We start from the raw sequence: 19451 nt of genomic DNA, 5'->3' as shown, positions 1-19451 counted from the left end.
AGGATATTTAAATAGATTGACGAACAAATATAACTTCAGACTGGACTATCTCACAGAGGGATATATAAATGGGAAGCGGGTAAACCCTTTATTAATTAAGGTCTTACCTCGCTTTTTAATTCATAAGGAATTAAAGTAATCATGATAAATGCGCTTATTAATTATAGTTATCTGATTTTCGTTATTATATATAGGTTATATAGAACCAAGTGTCAGTTTACCTTATCCAACGTTATGGTGAATCGTATTAAAAGGCAATAAAAGGAGTAGCGTACTCTTTTATTGCCTTATAGCTAAAGGTTCATTTCGAACCACAGTGTTCCTACTGATAATTAATAATCGCCGGGTTAGGATCAAGCTTTAAAACATCTTCAGGGCTTAACACCGGTTCATCTTTTTTATAAAAGATCTTGAATCCGCCGTATTGGACTGCTTCATTTCGTACGAACTTGCGATAAAGCGACATTTTTGTATTGGCGTCACCCCAACCATCATAGTTTAAGGCGACTTCTACGTGTTCTGTTGGTTGGATGGCTTCTTTGTTTGTTAATGCATCGTCCACGAATTGATGGACGAGGACAATTTTATCCGGCAAATCATTTTCCTCTACCATTTCCGTGAGGTAGTCCACCGCTTCTTGTACTTCGGCTCCGTCCACTTGACCAAGATCGATACCAGGTGTTTGTCCTTCTCCTACATGGAATTCGGTATCGATGGCGAGGTGGACATAAGGGAGCTTCAACCATTTCTCCAGTAATTTCACTTGATTCAGGACAGAATCCGTACCGAGCTGGACATCCAGCATCAGTAATGCATCATTCTCTTTTGCAAGCTCGGCATATTCGTCAATTTGTTCTGGTGAAGTACTATGGTAGTACTTTCCTTCAGGTCCCGGATCTCGCTGGGCAACGGTAGAAATTAATTCAATCATGGGCACGGCCGCGCGGGAAGGATCGGCATCCGAGTACGCTTGTGTCTGTTCTTTTAATTTTTCCATTAATTGATCAGGTTCCATTTCACCTAATATCCCCATATTGGTAGAATTCGGGTGCCCGTAATAGGCGACCAGTCTATGATTCTTTAAAGGCCCGTTTGTTTGATCTTCGGCACCTTTTACCAATGTTTCTCCCACTTCGACCATTCTTGTCCGATCCTCTCCATAGGATTCCGCTTGCGGCATCTGCTCCAATTCCTCTTCAGATAACGTATCCCTTAGAGGAGTGGCATCTTCTGCCGGTTCCATTGGTTTGTATGGTTGAGGAGGTTTCTTTTCTTCCACCTTTTCAGGTTTCTCCTTCTTATCGGCTGTATTGTCTTCTTGAGCCGGCTTTTCATCATTCCCTTTGCTTTCCTTGTCAGCAGTGGCGCTCTCCGAACAAGCAACTAGGAAAAAGGTGAGGACCACGCTAGATAATAGTAACGTTAACTTTTTCATGCTGTTCACTTCCTTATGTATGGGTTTCTCTCTATCTATTACCCTAGGTGTATTCCCTAAGTTTAATAAATTTAACAAGTATGGATAAATTTAACATAGCTATATTTATGTTACAACCCCCGTTCATGGTGCCTAATTAGATTAAGAGATACGAAATATAGTACTCCCCTTTTGGTAATAAATTCCAGTCACAAGAGGGAAAAGGCGTCCTTCTATACAAAATGATAGGTATCGCGCCCGGTAAGTATACATGTTTACAAAAAGTAAACGTGTTGTTTGCGAATCGGTTTACGTGTATACAAACATGTTTACATAGCGGGAATACAGCGTGTGTGCAATCTTGTCATTGTTGTTTACATATCCGTTTACAAAAGTCGTTATGTTTACGGAACGTTTACAAGTTTACAGTTTTATTTTATTTAGTAACTGTCATTGTGGAATTTCGTAATCTCTTATAAACTTAAATGAAGTGGTACTAAATGGTATTTGTTTTACATAGTGAATTGGATCGTAAAAATCTATTAATTGAAAAGGGATGATAATGAATGTCTATGTCAAGAATTGCGGCAGTTGATGTTGGGAACGATTCGGTTAAGTCTATTTTTGGGGAACTAGAGTATGAATTAAATATTCCTAACATTATTGCAAGGGACACAGAAGACCGTCCGGTAATTGGAATAGAGGATTTAGATAGTAAGGATCCGCTCGAGGGAATTCATTTGAAGGTGCATTCTCCAGCTCTAAAGGAAAATAACGTGGTTTATCGTATTGGTCACTTAGCGACAAAAAGTAGTAGTGCTCAAGAGTTAGACCCAGGAAGTCGTAAATCAGAAGAAGATCAAACATTAGTCATGCTGCTTTCCACATTAGCCCTAGATGCAGTAAGGGAAGAGAATGCAGCTATTTTCCCCCGTGTGAAAAACGTTGTGGATGCAAACTATACGTTGGGAACAGGCCTCCCCCTTCGTGAGGTAAAAGAGGGCAAGGATGCTGGATACCGTTCAAAATTAATAGGATCTGTGCATCAAGTAGAGTTTCTCGTAACACCAAAGTACCAGGGACTTAAGGTGAATATTAAATTTAATGAGGTAAAGGTATATCCTGAGGGCTTTGCTGCCTTTATTAACCTTGTAATGGATAATAACCTTAAAGTCATTAACAAAGATTTAATCGATAAAAGAATTTTAATTCAAGATATTGGTGGCTTGTCTACAGATATTGCTGTCATAAGAAATAGGAATGTTGATGATGATAAGGCGCAAGGGTTTAATCTTGGGGTATCTGAATCACTAGAGGCGATAAGGGAAGAAATTAGATCCAAACATGGGGTAGAATTAGATAGCCGCCGTGATGTTGTGGATATTATAACCAGGAAAAATAACCGCAATCACATCTTGGTAAAAGGGAACCGGACAAGTGTTCATGATATTACAGACCGCATACTGCTGGAGTTAGCCAAAAAACAATATCGTTTATTACGTAATACATGGCTAAAAAATTCACAAACTGAAATTTGTTACTTTGTTGGTGGTGGGTCAATCGTATTAAAAGATTATCTAAAATCGATCAATAACAATCTAGATGGATATAATATTGATTTCTTTGAAGATGAAAAAGAGAGTATTTGGATGATGGCAAACGCTTATTATAAGCTCATTACTGACTTTGCAAGGAAGACAGAGAAGAAAAAGGTACCCCAGGAAACGGTAAAAAAGTAGAATTAAGGTGATCCCGTGAAAAAGTCTGTCTCAAATGAGGTGAAGAGAGGTCAAGCCATTTCATTTCGCGTACCTTCTGATACACCTGATCATTTATTAAAACACCTACAGAGGTTAAAGGAAACTGAACGAAGGAACTTTTCCAGCAAAATTGCCGAGTTTGTGATGCAAGGGGTCGGTCAGTCACTCTCAAGGGAGAAAGAAGTCCTTTCTATTCCCCTCCCCCATAAATTAACGAAAGCACAACGAAATTGGCTAAAGCATGAACATTCTGAAGCATTGCTTGGCAGCATTATTTACCAACTAATAAATGATCCAAGCCGTGCTGCTTCCTTGCTGGCTTCGTTGAATAGTCATTCCTTGAACATAGATGATGCTTTATATCTCCAAGAGGAAATGGCCATGGATAAACCCAAGGCAGAGGAATTGAACGAGGAAACCCATTCACCCTCTTTAGAGAAAACAACTTCATCAAATGAGTTCAATACGTTCGATGATGATTTAGATTCATTTCAGTTGGAAAGCGTAAGAGAAGATTACTCCGAAGAAATAAAGGAGAAAGAGGATCCATCTGACGATGATTTAGATAGCCTTTTAGGAGATTTCCTTGCCGAAATGAATAAGTAAAACACATTATTTCATCCATTAGGATTATTGGTATTGCTCTAGAAGCAAAACCGATAATCCTATTTTACTAGATCATGATTGTATGGTTGTGATCTAATATGTGAATTAGCTTTGTCATTGCCACAGGGAGAGATTTTGTTCAAATACTTCCATAAGGATCTATGGGTTATCACTCCATAAAACAAAATAACCCACCGCGGTGGGTTGTTCAGGTACCTGTAGTAGGGATCTTTAATTAGAAGAAATGTACAGCATGATTTATAGACGATATTCCTAATAGTCCGGTAAATAGACAGTTCATTCCCCCTTCTTTACAGCAATAACTTCTCTTGCTGCTTCTATGAAAGATTGTATGATCGGGGAAAGCCATTTGTCTTTATGCCATCCCATTTGTGTGTATACGTGCAAGTCGGGAATTTGCCATGGGAGAGCAACGAGTTCGCCCCGTTCCACTTCGGTTTTCGCTGTTATTTCGGGAAGAAAGGCAATGCCGATTCCCGTAATCGCACATTGTTTGATGGCTTCAGCATTTTGAAATTCTAAATACGTAATAGTATCAATGCCCCCTTGTTCAAATGACCGGTCAAACATGGTTCGATAGGTACAACCTTTTTCATTCGTCAGGAACACTTCTCCGTGAAAATCTTCCAGCTTTAGTTCCGTTCGTTTTGCGAGTGGATGGTCTGGAGCGGCGAAAAAGCGGAATGTTTCTTCCACTAATGGTTCCACTGCAAGTCCTGTTGAACGAATGGGTTCATCCAACATAAAGACGACATCTGCGGTTCCCTCAAAGAGCGTTTGCTTGAGTTGCTGATTAGGAACAGAGCGGAAGATGAGACGCACTCCTGGATAGCGCGAACGAAATAGGTGAAAGACAACAGGAAGCCGATAGGCGCAAAGAACCTCGTTGGCACTGATTGTGAGCGTGCCGTTTAGATCTTCGTTGTCAAGAACAGCACTACGAGCTTCGTCCAATTTGTTTAGAACCTCTTGGACATGAGTTAAAAAGCGTTTACCTGCAGTTGTGAGTACAAGCTGCTTGCCTAAGCGATCAAAGAGACGAACACCGAGCTCCTCTTCCAATGCTTTTATTTGCATCGTGACGTTGGAGGGGACGTAGTTCAGTGCTTCCGCAGCTCGACTAAAATTTAAAGTTGATGCAACCATGCGAAACGTATTCAGTTGGCGTAATTCCATTATACGATCCCCCTTTTGCCTTCAATAATATTGAAGACTACTTTGATTTTCCTTCACTTTTTTTGAGGGTACCACAGGTTTATACTAAGTACAAGAAATACATTATGTGTTTCACTTTGAAGGGAGCGACAATACGATGGATTATGAAATTTTTGATTTGGGTGACGTAACCTTGCAATCGGGAGTGACGTTACCGAACGCTTTTCTTGCTTATAAGACCTATGGAAAATTGAATGAAAAGAAAGATAATGTTATCGTTTATCCAACTGCCTTTGGTGACCAGCATGTTCAGAATGAATGGTTGATTGGAAACGGCATGGCCCTAGATCCGCAGAAATATTTCATTATCGTGCCAAATTTGCTAGGGAACGGGTTATCTTCATCCCCCAGTAACACACCGCCTCCATTCGACCGGGCTAATTTTCCGCAGGTAACTATCTATGACAATGTTCAATTTCAGCAGCGGCTGGTGACCGAAAAATTCGACATTCAAAAGATTGCTCTCGTAGTTGGATGGTCAATGGGAGGCATTCAATCATTCCAATGGGGAGCAAGTTTTCCCGATATGGTGGAACGAATTGCCCCTTTTTGTGGAGGTGCAAAGACTTGGCCGCAAACGTATGTGGTTCTGGATGGAATGAAAGCTGCGCTTATGGCGACAATTGGCTTCGATGCAAATAAACGAAACCAGTTGACTCCCGCAGATATGCACGCCGTTGGCCGTGTCTATGCGGGATGGGGCGTATCGCAGGCGTTTTATAGAAAGGAACTTTATCATGAGCTGGGATTTGATTCATTAGAAGACTTTGTGGCTGGCGTATGGGAAAAGAGCTTTATGAAGATGGACCCGCATAATGTTTTGGCGATGTTATGGACAGGACAATTTGCAGATATTAGTGCAAACCCAACCTATAATGGCGACTTCGATAAGGCACTCAAAAGCATTAAAGCCCTCGCCTGTATCATGCCTGGGAGCACGGACCTTTTCTGTACGGCTGACGAAAATAAATACGAGGCTAAGCGTATACCGAGAGCTTCTTTTCATCCGATCGAGTCGATTTGGGGTCATTTTGCCGGACGTGGGATGAACAATCCTGATAATAAATTTATTGATGACAATCTAAAACGTTTATTGGCGCTTAGTCCAGACGAATAAATTATTGTTAGCATTGGAGTGTCTTGCTAGGGTAGCTAGAAAGGGTTAATGTCTTGATGTATATGGATATGGAGATTAAAAACTATGATATATACAAGAACATTATTGTTAAAGAAGATTAAATTGTTAGTCAATGTATTTCCCTAACTTAGTTGATTGGAATAGAATTCATTCTGAAATTCTAGCATTTAAGGATTTAAGGAATAAAAAAGCTCCCTACTCAAATGTAAGGGAGCGATATTATTCCTTTGATAACTTACCCAAAGAGCCATTCTCGCGAAATTGCAATGGCGTTAGTCCAGTTGTTTTTTTGAAAAGTTGGCTAAAATATCTAGATTCCTCATAGCCAACTTCGGCTGCGACTTCATATGTTTTTAATGTGGTCGATAGCAGTAGCTCCTTTGCTACTTCCATTCGCTTTAATGTAAGATAGTCAACAAAATTAATTCCTGTATGTTGTTTAAATAGTTTACTAAAATAGCTATTGCTCATATTGAGTTTCGCTGCCAGTTCAGTTTGACTAATCGCTTCCTGATAGTGCTGTTGAATGTACTGGATTACTTTCTCAAAGTCTAGAGTATATTGATCATCGTGGTATTGGAAGATTGTAATATTCTCGCTTGTCTTATAAAGTTGAGAAGCCGAGTTTGCTTGCTTGTATATTGTAATAAGTTGATTTAAATCATCTGCCAGAAGGCTTATATGGAAAGTAGCCCGACATTCCATCCTGCTATAATGGTTCTTTAACTTCTGAATCGTCTCTTCCCAGTGTTCTCCATTCTTTAATGAGTGGCAAAAATACACTTGTTGAGATACTTTATCGTCAATTAACTGAACGGACTCTAATGTTGCATGAGCTATCTTTTCTGCTTGTGAACGAACGATGATAAATCCATATTGGGGGCGTATATTCCCGATTGATTGGATCTTCTCGATGTTTTGTAATGTATTATGCTGGATGGCATCTTTAATGAATAAAGCCAATATGTTATTCTTTTCTGCCTGCTTTATATATAAATCATTAGTAATCGAGCGCATTGTTGCTTCTAATTCATCCACATTGGTTGGTTTTAATAAAAAGTCATCTGCACCGAGCTTAATTGCTTTCTGAGCATATTCAAATTCATCATGTCCTGTCAATAAGACTAGTATTAAATCTGGAAATTGACTTCGACATCTTTCAATTAATTCCAACCCACTTATTCCTGGCATGCGGATATCCGTCAAAAGAATATCAACATGGAACTGAGTTAACATTTCTAGGGCTTCATTTCCATTCGTAGCTGTTCCAATGACTTTAATACCCCACTCTTTCCAAGGCACTGTTCTTTTTAAGCCTTCCCGAATTGTCCACTCATCATCAACAATTAAAATAGAAAACATCATCTTTTTAACCTTCCTTATATGGAATGAATATGTCTACTTTTGTGCCTACTTCTACCTCAGAGGTAAGTGACCATTTGAATTGATTTCCGTAGCTTAAATATAGTCTTTTGCGGACATTCTCAATTCCAATTCCTAAATCATCAAATTCAATTCCTTCTTTAATTTCTCGATTGACAAGGGAAAGTGTCTCCTCATCCATTCCGATTCCATTATCTTGAACCACAATGCGAATGTTTTCTTGCTCTTTTGTAATGGCAATCTGGATTATTCCTTTAGAAATCTTATTTTCCAAACCATGTACAATCGCATTTTCGACGATTGGCTGTAGCAATAGGGCAGGAATTTTTTGATTTAATACTGAATCATCAACCTGTAAATGGACATCAAATTTATCTCGATAGCGAAACTCCTGTATAGTTAAGTAGTTTTTAAGCTGTTTAACATCCTGCTCAATGGTAACGAAATCTTCCCCCTTCCTCACAGAGTACTTCATAATTTCACTAAGTGAAACAACGATTTTACTGATGTCATTTACGCCTTCTAGTCTCGCCAACCAATTTACCGTTTCTAATGTGTTATAAAGGAAATGTGGATTGATTTGGGCACGTAATGCTTTTAGTTCTGAATCTTTCATACGAACCTGTTTTTCATAGTTTTCTTGAATAGAGACCTTTAGTTTTTCAAGCATCCGATTAAATCGTTTGCCAAATATCCCAATATCATCATTGTATTTCGGATCAAATCGAACCTCGAGATTTCCCTTTTCTACTTCTTTCATTAAATAAATCAATTTGTATAGTGGCTTTGTCACTGTTTTAGACAAGTAATAGGCCAGCCAGATGGAGAAGATGATCCCAATGAGCGCAAAGTTTAAGGTTAAATTTCGAACAAGATTGTTTTTCTGTTGGATGATATCCATTGGAATAATACTGATCGTCTTGAAATTCGTGTTTTCATCTGTTTGATAGGTCAAAATGGAGGTTGTATCCTGCCAATCAAATTTAAAAAATCCCTTGTCCCCGTTCATAATCCGGTCATAGTAAGTTGTTTTCAGCCTTGTCCCGACATTCGTTTTGTCAGGTAAACTTGAAATGATGTACCCTTGATCATCTAATAAGAGAAAACTGTCATTGGTTGCGTAGTTATTTTTCTCGTAGATATTAGAAAAGGCTGATTCATATATATCGACCATTAGATAACCGATTTTTTCATTCGTTTTAGAATCGATTAGAATACGTCCCGCTGTGAGTACAATGTCTTGATGATCGACTCGATTAACGGAGTAATTTGTATCCCAGACGAGGGAACCTTTTGCGTTGTTTGCTTTTCGAAATACTCCCCATGACTCCCTTATGGTGTTGTAGCGATTTGGGAGGTAATCATTAGAAAAGTACCTGTCGCCATTTAGACCGATTACATATAGATGAACATCCCAATCCTTAACTCCCATAACAGTATCAAAAACATCCCGGACATATTCGTAATCCTCGTATTTTTCATTAAGGCTTCGGTCGCTATCCTTCTTAAGAATCGCTTGTATTTCTTCATTTTTATAAAAGAAAAGTGTCATTTGTTCCACGTCTTTTAAAAAATAGGAAACCTGATGGTTGATCGATGTAATTCGTTCTAGCTCATTTTCACTGACTTCTTCTTGGAGTAACCCTGATAAATAATTAAATGTAAAAAGGCCTAACAGTAACAATGGGATAAGGGATGTAATGATAATCACGATGATGAGTTTACTGCGTAAATTTAGATTGTTTAGTTTACCTATCATGTCCACACCCCTTAATAGGAAAAAAATTATACATGATCCGAAAAAAATATGATTGTATCCGTTTTCAGTAGTCTGTATCATCAATATTGTAGCACAATTAAAAATTATAGGAGGTTATAAAATGAAGAAGGTACTAATGCTTCTTATCATGGGTATGCTTCTAGCGGTGATCGCTGCATGTGGATCTGATGATAAAGAAAAAGCTAGTAAAGATGCTGATTCATTAACCGTGTACTCGCCACATCAAAATGAAATTATTAATCCAATTGTAAAAGAATTCCAAGATAGAACAGGTATTAAAGTGGACGTTGTAACGGGTGGTACGGGTGAATTATTAAACCGTGTGACGGCAGAAGAAGGTAACCCAGGCGGGGATGTATTTTGGGGTGGCGGTGCAGAATCATTAGAGGCATATGGTGATAGCTTTGAGGCGTATAAAACGGCTGAAGACGATGCTATCCCAGCCGAGTTTAAGAGTCCAAGTAATATTTGGACTGGTTTCTCAGCACTTCCAATGGTGATTATGTACAACCAAGAAATGGTAGCTGACGCGGATGCACCAAAGAGTTGGGGGGATTTATTAGACGAGCAATGGGAAGGGAAAATTGCTTACGTTGATCCAAGTAAATCTGGTTCTGCTTATACCCAATTAGTGACCATGCTTACTGCCTATCAAGATGATGGCGATGATGGTTGGGGCTTTGTAGGAGATTTTGTATCCAATCTGGGTGGGAAAATTTTATCGAGCTCTAGTGCTGTACCAAAGGGTGTAGCAGACGGTGAATTCCCAGTTGGTATTACATTGGAAGAAGCTGCTTACCGCTATATTGCTGGTGGAGCATCTGTTAATGTTCATTATCCAGAAGAAGGAACATCTGCTGTTCCAGACGGTGTTGCTTTAATTAAGGGAGCGAAAAATGGAGACAATGCAAAGAAATTTATTGATTTCTTAGTAGGTAAAGACTTACAAGAAATGATCGTAGAGGATTTCAACAGACGTTCCATCCGTAATGATGTAAATCCACCAGAAGGATTGGTCGATAACGATGAAATTCCACTAGTAGATTATGATTTTGCTTGGTCTGCTGATAATAAAGATGAAGTAATGAAACAGTTCCAGCAAATCTTAATTGAACAACAATAGAATACAGCTTTAAAGGGATCATGTGTATACTTGATCCCTTTCTTAAGAAGGAGGAAGGACCGTGCAAGAACACGTGAAAATACAACAAATCAGCAAATACTTTGGTGAGAATAAAGCCATTGATAATATAAATATCGACATCGGCAAAGGGGAATTTTTCACCTTGCTTGGCCCAAGTGGATGTGGAAAGACTACACTACTGCGAACACTTGCGGGATTCTACCAACAGGAAGAAGGAAATCTTTACTTTGGTGACCAGCATATGAATAATGTTCCAGCACATAAACGTAATATCGGAATGGTTTTTCAAAACTACGCTATCTTTCCCCACTTAACTGTGTTTGAGAATGTTGCTTATGGTTTAAAGGCAAGGAAGGTTAAAAAAGATGAGATTAAAGCAAGGGTAACAGAAGCGTTAGACATGGTTGAGCTTGCTCATTTAAAAGATCGTCAACCATCCCAATTGAGTGGGGGGCAACAACAGCGTGTTGCTTTAGCCCGTGCCATTGTGATTTATCCGGGCTTATTATTGATGGATGAACCACTTTCCAACCTAGATGCAAAACTAAGAATTAAGATGCGTGAAGATATTCGTAGTCTACAAAAAAGACTAAATATCACGACAATCTATGTAACCCATGACCAAGAAGAAGCCCTAGCTGTATCGGATAGAATCGCTGTAATGAGCGAAGGGAAAGTTCAACAAATTGGTAGGCCCCATGAAATTTACTTAAGCCCTGCAAATAAATTTGTTGCGAACTTTATTGGTACAACGAACTTTCTAGATGCTGATTTGGAGGTAGTAGATGCTGAGAATAAAGCGATTGTAACAGTCGAGGGTGTAACATTGGGTACAAATCTTTTGGAAAATGTAAACGGTAAAGCAATATATTCCATTCGACCAGAACAACTTAAGATTTACGAGACTAGTGAAGCTAGACCAGCCTTAGTAGATGGGGAGATTATCGACGCTACCTTCCTTGGAGAATCTGTTGTGTACAAAATTAGGTTTAACTCGGGCACAGTGATCAGTGCACATGAGCATTCCATTCGATACAACATGCTTAGAAAGACCGGAGATCGGATAAAAGTAGATTTAAATCCTGACGAAGCCGTTATTTTCGATGAAAGTGGGGAGGAAGTACTAAATGAACATAAGAACACAAGCATTAAGGAAACCGTTTAGTCTTCGATTAGACTTCTGGCATTTTGTTATTATTGCGGCATTTATCCTAATAGGATTTTTTCTCATTTACCCTTTATTTAATATATTTGTTAATAGCTTTTGGCAGGATGGAAAAATTTCACTAGAAAATTATCAAGAATTTTTTAGTTATAAATATTATTATTCCGCCTTAATTAACAGTTTTATCGTCTCAACATCTGCAACCTTCTTTGCTTGTTTATTAGGTATTCCGGTTGCTTATGCGATGTCGAGATTCAATATTCCGTTTAAAGGTGTTTTCCATATTTTAATTATTCTAACGTTATTGTCCCCTCCATTTATCGGAGCGTATTCTTGGATTTTAATGCTTGGAAATAACGGATTTATCACGAACTTTTTAGCGAGTCTTGGAATAAAAATACCTTCTATTTATGGATTACATGGGATGATCTGGGTATTTACATTACAGTTTTACCCACATATTTACCTATATGTGTCTGGAGCCTTGAAAACAATTGATGTATCTCTTGAGGAAGCATCAGCAAGTCTTGGGGTATCTGGTTTCGATCGCATTCGTAAGGTAACATTACCATTAATATTTCCAACCATTTCAACGGGGGCATTAATGGTATTTATGGCCTCTTTCGCTGACTTTGGTACTCCCATGTTAATTGGACAAGGGGAAAAAGTACTTCCCATTTTAGCCTATGATCAGTTTATTAGTGAAATGGGGTCTAACCCAGCAATGGCAAGTACATTAAGTATGATTTTACTTGCGGTCACAACATCTGTATTACTGTTTCAACGACATATCGTGAATAGAAAAACATATACAATGAGTTCATTACGACCACCAAAAGTGATTAGGCTCAGCCCAGTAAAAAAGATCCTAGCGACCTTAATGGTTATGGGAGTAGTGAGCTTATCTATCATTCCACAAGCGACCGTCATTACGACATCGTTTTTGAAAACGAATGGGCCTGTGTTTGTCGGGGGATTTAGTTTAGATAGTTATCGAGAGGTCCTTTATAAAGTGCCAAAAGCAATTCAAAACACATTTACGTATGCAAGTGTTGCGATTGTGATTATGGTTATTGCAGGATTATTACTTTCATATGTAGTGGTTAGAAGAAAGTCTAAAATTACCTCTTTCTTAGATGCGTTAATTATGATTCCTTATGTTATACCGGGTACTGTTCTTGGGATTAGTTTAATTATTGCCTTTAATAAGCCACCTATTGAATTAACTGGTACATGGGTAATTTTGGTTGTAGCGTATGTTGTACGAAAACTGCCCTATACGATGCGCTCCAGTACGGCTATATTGCATCAAATTGATAAGAGTGTTGAAGAGGCTTCTATAAGTTTAGGTGTTCCACCTATGAAAACCTTCTTTAAGACAACGGCGATTTTGATGATACCAGGGGTGTTATCGGGGGCAATTTTAAGTTGGGTCACCACTATAAATGAATTAAGTTCAACTATAGTGTTATATTATGGGGCCACGGCCACGATTACTGTTTCGATTTATAGTGAAGTCTTTACCTCTAACTTCGGAACAGCTGCAGCATTAGCATCAATGTTATCTTTAGCGACGATTATTTCATTAATTATTATTACGATTATTTCTGGTAAAAAGGAGATTTCAGTTTAATAGGGGGATCTTTGGCTAGACTCACAGCCTGAATGAATCAGGTCGTCATTCTCTACCAAACAATGATCTGCTAGTGAATTAGAGGAGAAATAATGGAAGGAACCATAACAATAAAAATGATATGAGGAGGAATGACATGATACGTTTCGGAACAGGTGGTTGGCGTGATATTATCGGTGAAAATTTTACATTTGATAATGTGAGAAGGTTTTCCCAAGGAATTGCGAATCAAATCTGTCAAAATCGTAAGCAGTCTCAGGGTGTTGTAATCGGATATGATAATCGCTTCATGGCAGAGGAGTTTGCCAAAGCTTCGGCGGAAGTATTTGTAGCGAATCATATCCGAGTTGTTTTACTTACACCATCCGTCCCAACACCATTAGTAAACTTTGTTACAATTAAAGAAAAGGCTGCAGCGGGTCTAACCTTTACAGCAAGTCATAATCCTTATATTTACAATGGAATTAAGTATGTTCGTGAAGGCGGTCTGCCTGCTACCGAAGATATTACATCTGAGTTGGAAAGATCTATCAATATGATTCAAGTGAATGAAATAAAACGAATGAATTATAACCGTGCCTTGGAGACTAATTTGGTCATTAGAAAAAATTACATGAATGATTTTATTACTTTTATTGAATCACAGATCAACATGGAATGGATAAAAAAGGCTAATATTCGTGTACTATATGATCCAATGTTTGGTACTGGGGTAAACTCTTTACTGACATTATTGGTAGATTCTAGGGCAACGGTGAAAATCATCCACGATAAAGCAGATCCTCTATTTGGAGGGCGTGTGCCGGCTCCAACTGAGTCATCGTTGTGGAGGTTAACTGGGATGATGAAGGAAGGACAATATGATATTGGGATTGCAACGGATGGCGATGGGGACAGGATTGCTATTATTGATGAGAAAGGCTGTTATGTAGATGCAAATGAGATATTAGCACTTTTGTATTATTATTTTTTAGAATACAAAGGGATGAAGGGTAATGTGGTGCGCAATCTCTCGACTACTCATCTATTAGATCATATTGCCAGGTATTATGGGTTTGAATGTATAGAGAAGCCGGTTGGTTTTAAACATATTGCTGAAGGAATGCTGCAGTCGGATGCTGTTTTAGGTGGGGAGAGCTCTGGGGGTATCACGATTAAAGGGCATCTTCTGGAAAAGGATGCGATCCTTTCAGCGGGTATTCTACTAGAAATGTTAGCCTATACCAAGAAACCGTTAAGTGCAATACGTCAAGAAATAAATGAGAAGTTTGGCAAGCTTTATTATAAGGAACACAATTATAGCTATGAAGCAGAGTATAAGCAGCATATTAAATCAATCATTTTTAATACTTCTCCTGAAAAAATCTATCAAGAAAAGCTATTGGAATATAAAACGTTTGACGGGATGAAATGGGAATGGGCAGACGGCACATGGTGTCTGGTCCGCTTTTCGGGTACAGAGCCTGTATTAAGAATTATGGTGGAATCCCCTTCAGATGATACGATAGAAGGGATCATTCAACAGGTGATGCAGATAATTGAATCTAGTATCTTGCATCATCATTAATATCTTAGCAGGGAGTAGTGAACGATGAAATTAAGAGTTCTTTTTCTTCTATCCGTTTGTATTGTCATTCTATCCACAGTCTATACGATCAATTTAATCAACCAAGACTTTGTATTGAACAAAGAGGATGAATATGAGGATACAATGACAATATGGATGACTACTCCCGGGCTTCTTTCTTCTATGAACCATTTTGAAGAAGAATCAAAAATTAAAGTGAATATCAAACAATTTAATAACCAAGCAACGTTATTGGAAGAATTAGCACTTGCTCATACGGAGGGCAATCTTCCCGATATTATTGAGGTCGGTTCAAGTTATGGATTAGATGAAGTGGTAAAGATAGGGAACCCATATTCGAGTGAGGAAATTGGTCAGGAATTATTTGCCCCTTTTCATGAAGCCATATTAGAAAATTTTTATTATACAGATGAACTCTATGGGTACCCATTAGGAATGGAGCTACCGATTATTATGATCAATCGATCCATTCTAAATAATCATTTTGCGGAAGATCAACTTATAACCCCTTTTTCCTCTGATGATTCCCTAGAAACATACAAACTCATTCAAGATAGAATCAATCACAACAATCAAACGAAGCCGTTTTGGTTATTCCACTTTGATGAGGATATACCGTACTATTGGGAAGCCTATCAGTACACTAGGGAGGGTTCCGACATTTCCTTTGAACGATATTGGACCAACTTAGTCAAGGAGTACCAGCTAATGCCGCCACTTGATGAGCATATGGCGGTTACAAGGTTTTCTAATATGGAGATAGGTGTCCTCATTACTACGTCTAGTAAATTACAAATGATTCAAGAACTTATTGGTAATACATTTGAATTTGACGTTTTACCATTACTAGATAGCGGGGAACTGTTGTTTATTTCTGGAAATGGTTTTGTCGCTTTGGATAATGGGGGAAACATAAGACAGTTTTACCAATTTGTGGGCCAAGAGGATGTTCAACTAGAAATTTTGAAAAATACAGGATGGATGCCAACAAGGAAAACCTCGATGAGCAATGAGACTTTTATTTACCAATTACCAATGGCTAAGTATTTGATCCATCTTGTTCAGGAAAACAACAGATTTCATGGGCAAGCAGCGTCTGAAGGCAGTAGGAACATTTGGAAAAACATACAAGAAAAAGCACAAGAAATTGAGAGAAACTCCGAATAAAGGAGAATAGCATGGATACAGCAGCGAAAAGAAAGTATTAGGCAATAGAAATAAAAAGTTTATTGCTAACAGGGTTAGCCTTCAGTAAAGATCCGTCTGATAAGGAAAGCTACCTTCATTAAAACGGCTAGATGTAGCGATGAAAATGGCTTTTAGCGATACGAATAACGTTTATTTTGATTAAGGGGTGATTGGGTGAAGCTAGTTGAGGAATTTATACAATCAAAAAGTGGCAATATGGATGTATGTGAGGATACGTATTTTTGTAATGAGCACTTCGCTGCAGTCATTGACGGGGCAACTAGTGTATCCGATCGTTTGTATAATGGAAAAACACAGGGTAGATTAGCTGCCGAATTGATCCGAAAAGCTATTGCAACATTAAATGGGCAAGAGTCAATCGATGAAATTATTGCAGTGATTAATGAAAAATATAAAGAATTGTATAAGGCCCTGGACGTGGAAGAAGAGATACTCGAATTTCCATACCTTTGTCCAAGTGCATCGATGATCATTTATAGTAAATATCATCACAAGGTATGGATGGTCGGAGATTGCCAACTGTATTGTGCAGGCAAGCTCTATCAAAACATAAAATATGTTGACGAAGTTTTTAGTGAGGTTAGGAGCATTATTTTACAGGGAGAGCTATTAAAAGGGAAAACGGTTGAAGAATTATTAGGAGGAGACGATATTGGTTTCCAATTAATTAGACCACTTATTCAAAAGCAATATAACTTTCAAAACGCAACACCGGATTGTCACTTAAGTTTTGCGGTTATAAATGGATTCCCTATACCTCCAGAGCTCATTAAAACGGTAGATTTACCTCATGATGTGGAATTTATATCATTAGCTTCAGATGGTTATCCAAAGATCATGGATAGCCTTGAAGAAACAGAAGAAGAACTGTCCCGTATTTTAAAGGCTGACCCACTTTGTATTTATGAAAATAGATCAACGAAGGGAATAGCTAACCACAATAGATCATTTGATGACAGAACCTATATTAAAATCCAAATTAAATAGTGAAATGCCTGCCACTCTCCGAAGATAGTTAAATTTTGCGAAGTTTTACATGTTTTAGGCTCGTATAAAATAAGGTTCCTTTCCCAAAGGCTGGGATTGAACATACAACATCATAGAAACGCTCACTTAGCACCTTGAATGATTAGGGGGTGAAAATGAGAAGTCGTTTTAGTAGATTTTGTAATCAAACAAAAAAGGAGAGGAAATGAATTGAAGAAAAATATGCTAGGGCTGTTTTTAAGTATGATCATGATCTTCTCTATCACAGGTCAGGCTTCCGCGCAAGGGTATGGAAAAGAAGTTGATGTAAAGGTCATGTCGTTTAATATTTATCATGGTGTAGGCCTTGACAATGTACTGAATTTGCAAAGAACCGCTCAAGTAATTAGAGATGCGGGGGCAGAAATTGTTGGAATTCAGGAAGTAGATCGTTTTTGGGACTCAAGAAGTGATTTTCAAGATCAGGCAAAGGAACTAGCTGAAATATTAGGCTACCATTATGTTTATGGGGCTAATTTAGATCGTTCGCCAGCTGAAGGGCAAGTGGAAAATAGGCAATATGGAACTGCGGTCCTAAGTAAATATCCAATTATAGATTCAGAAAATATACATCTAGATAGCTTCGGTAATGAGCAACGTGGATTGTTAAGAACAAAAATCAATGTTCGCGGAATACATGTGAACTTTTACAATACACATTTAGGGCTAAGTGTGGAGGAGAGAGTTTCACAGGTACGGGAAATTATAGGCATTTCATCTGCCTTTGAAGGACCGAATGTACTTGTTGGTGATTTGAATGCTGAACCACATAGCGAAGAGTTTCAACTATTATTAAACGAAGGGAATTTTGTTGATGTATTTGAAGGTCAAGACAATGCGAATACATTCCCTGTCGAAAATCCAATTAAGCGAATTGACTATATCTTAACATCTCCAACAGTAGAGGCTTCCAATCAGGAAGTCATATACACGGAGGCATCAGACCATTTACCAGTGGTTAGTCAATTAATATTTAAACGATAGTAGGGAAGCGGAACGGGAAACTGTTCCGCTTTCTATGCGATGATCCGGCGCACTTGTGAATTGGGCCGTTTAGTTATTAAAGATTGTAGTACGTTACTTTAATGGATAGTCGCTCCGATAGCAGTAATAAATTAAGACCGCGAAGGCTAATCCCTACTAACTGCTGTCCAGTTTGAGGGATACTGCATCTTCGCATTTTTGTTCAAAGGTATGACTCAATAATTTTCTTGAAATCTTGATTGATCATGGAATTAAATGCCTTATTCATTAACACTTTGTTTTCATTGTTTAATATAAGTACTGGATAATAACTCACGACCGGACTTCTTCTAACTTTTACTTCCTGATATTCAATACGGTTAATCTCTTCTTTAGGAATTGAAAGTTCCTGCCCTTTTAAAGTCAAAACAATCGCGTTTTCATAGATTGAAAATTTATCACTTCGTTTAAATAGAAGTAGGTATAATCCGACGAGTATAAACACGCCTCCAATGACCATTAACATCATTTTTGCATAGATAAAATTTGCGCCAACAAAGGATATAATTCCTAAAAGAATAAATGCAAAACCATTTTTGTTACTGTCGGTCTTACCAGCATACAAAAGTTCACCAAAATCATTCAAGTTTATTCCTCCTAATGATTTATATAGATATACCATTTTAAACCTATTTCCCGGATTATACCAGTACCGATAGTACCATTGCAGCATGGTCAGATGGATGAAATGAAAAAGCTGCTTCCACTGTTACGTTACTTTCCAAAGCCCTTTTCCTTTACGAATTTTTATTTTCAAAGCGATATTCGTTCCAGGTTCAGGGGATATTACAGCCGTTTTTTATATTCTCCAAGATTTTCATGAATTAATGGAGTATTTGGGTGGCTGCAAAAAAATGATTTTTGCTAAAGAGTTGTTACGGCTCCTTCACACAATGAATAACATAATACTGAAGGAATAGGACGGTGAGAGTTTTGGATAAAAATACAGCAGAATGGATTTATTTAGATATTAATCTAATCGCCGCTGTCCTGTTGATTACGGGCCAATTAACGATGAATGGTATATTTATTCAACCAACTGGGGGATTTTCCATCCCATTGCAGGGACCGATCACGGGTGGGAGGCGCTTAGTTGGAAAATCTGAGTCGAAAGTATCCACTTTTATAGTTGATTCCATTGACTTTATTCTCGCCATCTTGCTGATTTTTGGGCAAATCAGTGTTAGGGGTACATTAATCTCATCAGGGTATTTTTCTATCATTGTAAGTGGACCTATATTTGGTGCTTCTAAAACGGAAGTTTCAGAAGAGGCAAAGAAAGAGTTTTTTGAACATCTTGGGGTCTTTTTTAAGGGCAAACGGTCTTGACTTTGGTCGTTGATGAA

At 38.2% G+C, this 19451-nt stretch carries 16 protein-coding genes; 11 read left to right on the top strand and 5 right to left on the bottom strand.

The annotated features are described in order from the left end of the window. Positions 1–322: 322 nt before the first annotated feature. Positions 323–1435 (bottom strand): hypothetical protein, encoded by a 1113-nt coding sequence (locus KI363_RS13200; RefSeq protein WP_212966591.1) that lies wholly within the window; start codon positions 1433–1435, stop codon positions 323–325. A 545-nt stretch (positions 1436–1980) separates the two neighbouring features. On the opposite strand from KI363_RS13200, the gene KI363_RS13195 reads away from it, so the two are divergent. Next, entirely contained in the window at positions 1981–3153 is a 1173-nt protein-coding gene (locus tag KI363_RS13195; RefSeq protein ID WP_158321546.1) for a ParM/StbA family protein, read from the top strand. 15 nt (positions 3154–3168) lie between these two features. Further along, positions 3169–3780: a hypothetical protein gene (locus tag KI363_RS13190; protein WP_212966590.1), complete on the top strand. Its 612-nt coding sequence runs from the start codon at positions 3169–3171 to the stop codon at positions 3778–3780. Between the two features lie 297 nt (positions 3781–4077). Here KI363_RS13190 and KI363_RS13185 read toward each other — a convergent pair whose 3' ends face one another. After that, entirely contained in the window at positions 4078–4977 is a 900-nt protein-coding gene (locus tag KI363_RS13185; RefSeq protein WP_212966589.1) for a LysR family transcriptional regulator, read from the bottom strand. A 136-nt stretch (positions 4978–5113) separates the two neighbouring features. Between KI363_RS13185 and KI363_RS13180 the strand changes: the two genes are divergently transcribed. Then, on the top strand, positions 5114–6133 hold the full coding sequence (locus tag KI363_RS13180; RefSeq protein ID WP_212966588.1) for an alpha/beta fold hydrolase: 1020 nt from the start codon (positions 5114–5116) through the stop codon (positions 6131–6133). Positions 6134–6373: 240 nt separating this feature from the next. Here the strand turns inward: KI363_RS13180 and KI363_RS13175 are convergent, their stop codons facing one another. Beyond that, positions 6374–7519 (bottom strand): response regulator transcription factor, encoded by a 1146-nt coding sequence (locus tag KI363_RS13175; RefSeq protein ID WP_158321542.1) that lies wholly within the window; start codon positions 7517–7519, stop codon positions 6374–6376. 4 nt (positions 7520–7523) lie between these two features. Beyond that, on the bottom strand, positions 7524–9296 hold the full coding sequence (locus tag KI363_RS13170; RefSeq protein ID WP_191967397.1) for a cache domain-containing sensor histidine kinase: 1773 nt from the start codon (positions 9294–9296) through the stop codon (positions 7524–7526). Between the two features lie 121 nt (positions 9297–9417). Between KI363_RS13170 and KI363_RS13165 the strand changes: the two genes are divergently transcribed. From KI363_RS13165 to KI363_RS13135, 7 genes are all read left to right on the top strand, one after another. Then, complete coding sequence (locus KI363_RS13165; RefSeq protein WP_158321540.1) at positions 9418–10440, top strand: ABC transporter substrate-binding protein; 1023 nt, start codon at positions 9418–9420, stop codon at positions 10438–10440. A gap of 61 nt (positions 10441–10501) precedes the next feature. Then, the gene (locus KI363_RS13160; RefSeq protein ID WP_212966587.1) at positions 10502–11626 is read left to right on the top strand and encodes an ABC transporter ATP-binding protein; all 1125 of its coding nucleotides are present in this window, start codon (positions 10502–10504) and stop codon (positions 11624–11626) included. Then, entirely contained in the window at positions 11589–13259 is a 1671-nt protein-coding gene (locus KI363_RS13155) for an ABC transporter permease (protein ID WP_212966586.1), read from the top strand. The genes KI363_RS13160 and KI363_RS13155 overlap by 38 nt, the downstream gene beginning before the upstream one ends. 136 nt (positions 13260–13395) lie before the next feature. Next, on the top strand, positions 13396–14826 hold the full coding sequence (locus tag KI363_RS13150; RefSeq protein ID WP_212966585.1) for a phosphoglucomutase/phosphomannomutase family protein: 1431 nt from the start codon (positions 13396–13398) through the stop codon (positions 14824–14826). A gap of 24 nt (positions 14827–14850) precedes the next feature. After that, a complete protein-coding gene (locus KI363_RS13145) occupies positions 14851–16014 on the top strand; it encodes an ABC transporter substrate-binding protein (protein ID WP_212966584.1) in 1164 nt (387 codons plus the stop codon). A 195-nt stretch (positions 16015–16209) separates the two neighbouring features. Further along, positions 16210–17043 carry a hypothetical protein gene (locus KI363_RS13140; protein WP_212966583.1) on the top strand — a complete coding sequence of 278 codons (834 nt, stop codon included), beginning with the start codon at positions 16210–16212 and terminating at the stop codon, positions 17041–17043. Positions 17044–17253: 210 nt separating this feature from the next. Continuing rightward, positions 17254–18066 carry an endonuclease/exonuclease/phosphatase family protein gene (locus tag KI363_RS13135; RefSeq protein WP_212966582.1) on the top strand — a complete coding sequence of 271 codons (813 nt, stop codon included), beginning with the start codon at positions 17254–17256 and terminating at the stop codon, positions 18064–18066. 202 nt (positions 18067–18268) lie between these two features. Here KI363_RS13135 and KI363_RS13130 read toward each other — a convergent pair whose 3' ends face one another. Beyond that, positions 18269–18691: a hypothetical protein gene (locus tag KI363_RS13130; protein ID WP_212966581.1), complete on the bottom strand. Its 423-nt coding sequence runs from the start codon at positions 18689–18691 to the stop codon at positions 18269–18271. Positions 18692–19038: 347 nt separating this feature from the next. Here KI363_RS13130 and KI363_RS13125 point away from each other — a divergent pair, with 347 nt between their 5' ends. Beyond that, entirely contained in the window at positions 19039–19434 is a 396-nt protein-coding gene (locus KI363_RS13125; RefSeq protein WP_212966580.1) for a hypothetical protein, read from the top strand. Positions 19435–19451 lie beyond the last annotated feature (17 nt).

Source organism: Lederbergia ruris, assembly GCF_018332955.1.
Classification (GTDB): Bacteria; Bacillota; Bacilli; order Bacillales; family Bacillaceae_C; genus Lederbergia; species Lederbergia ruris.
This window is presented reverse-complemented; position numbering and strand designations above follow the sequence as displayed.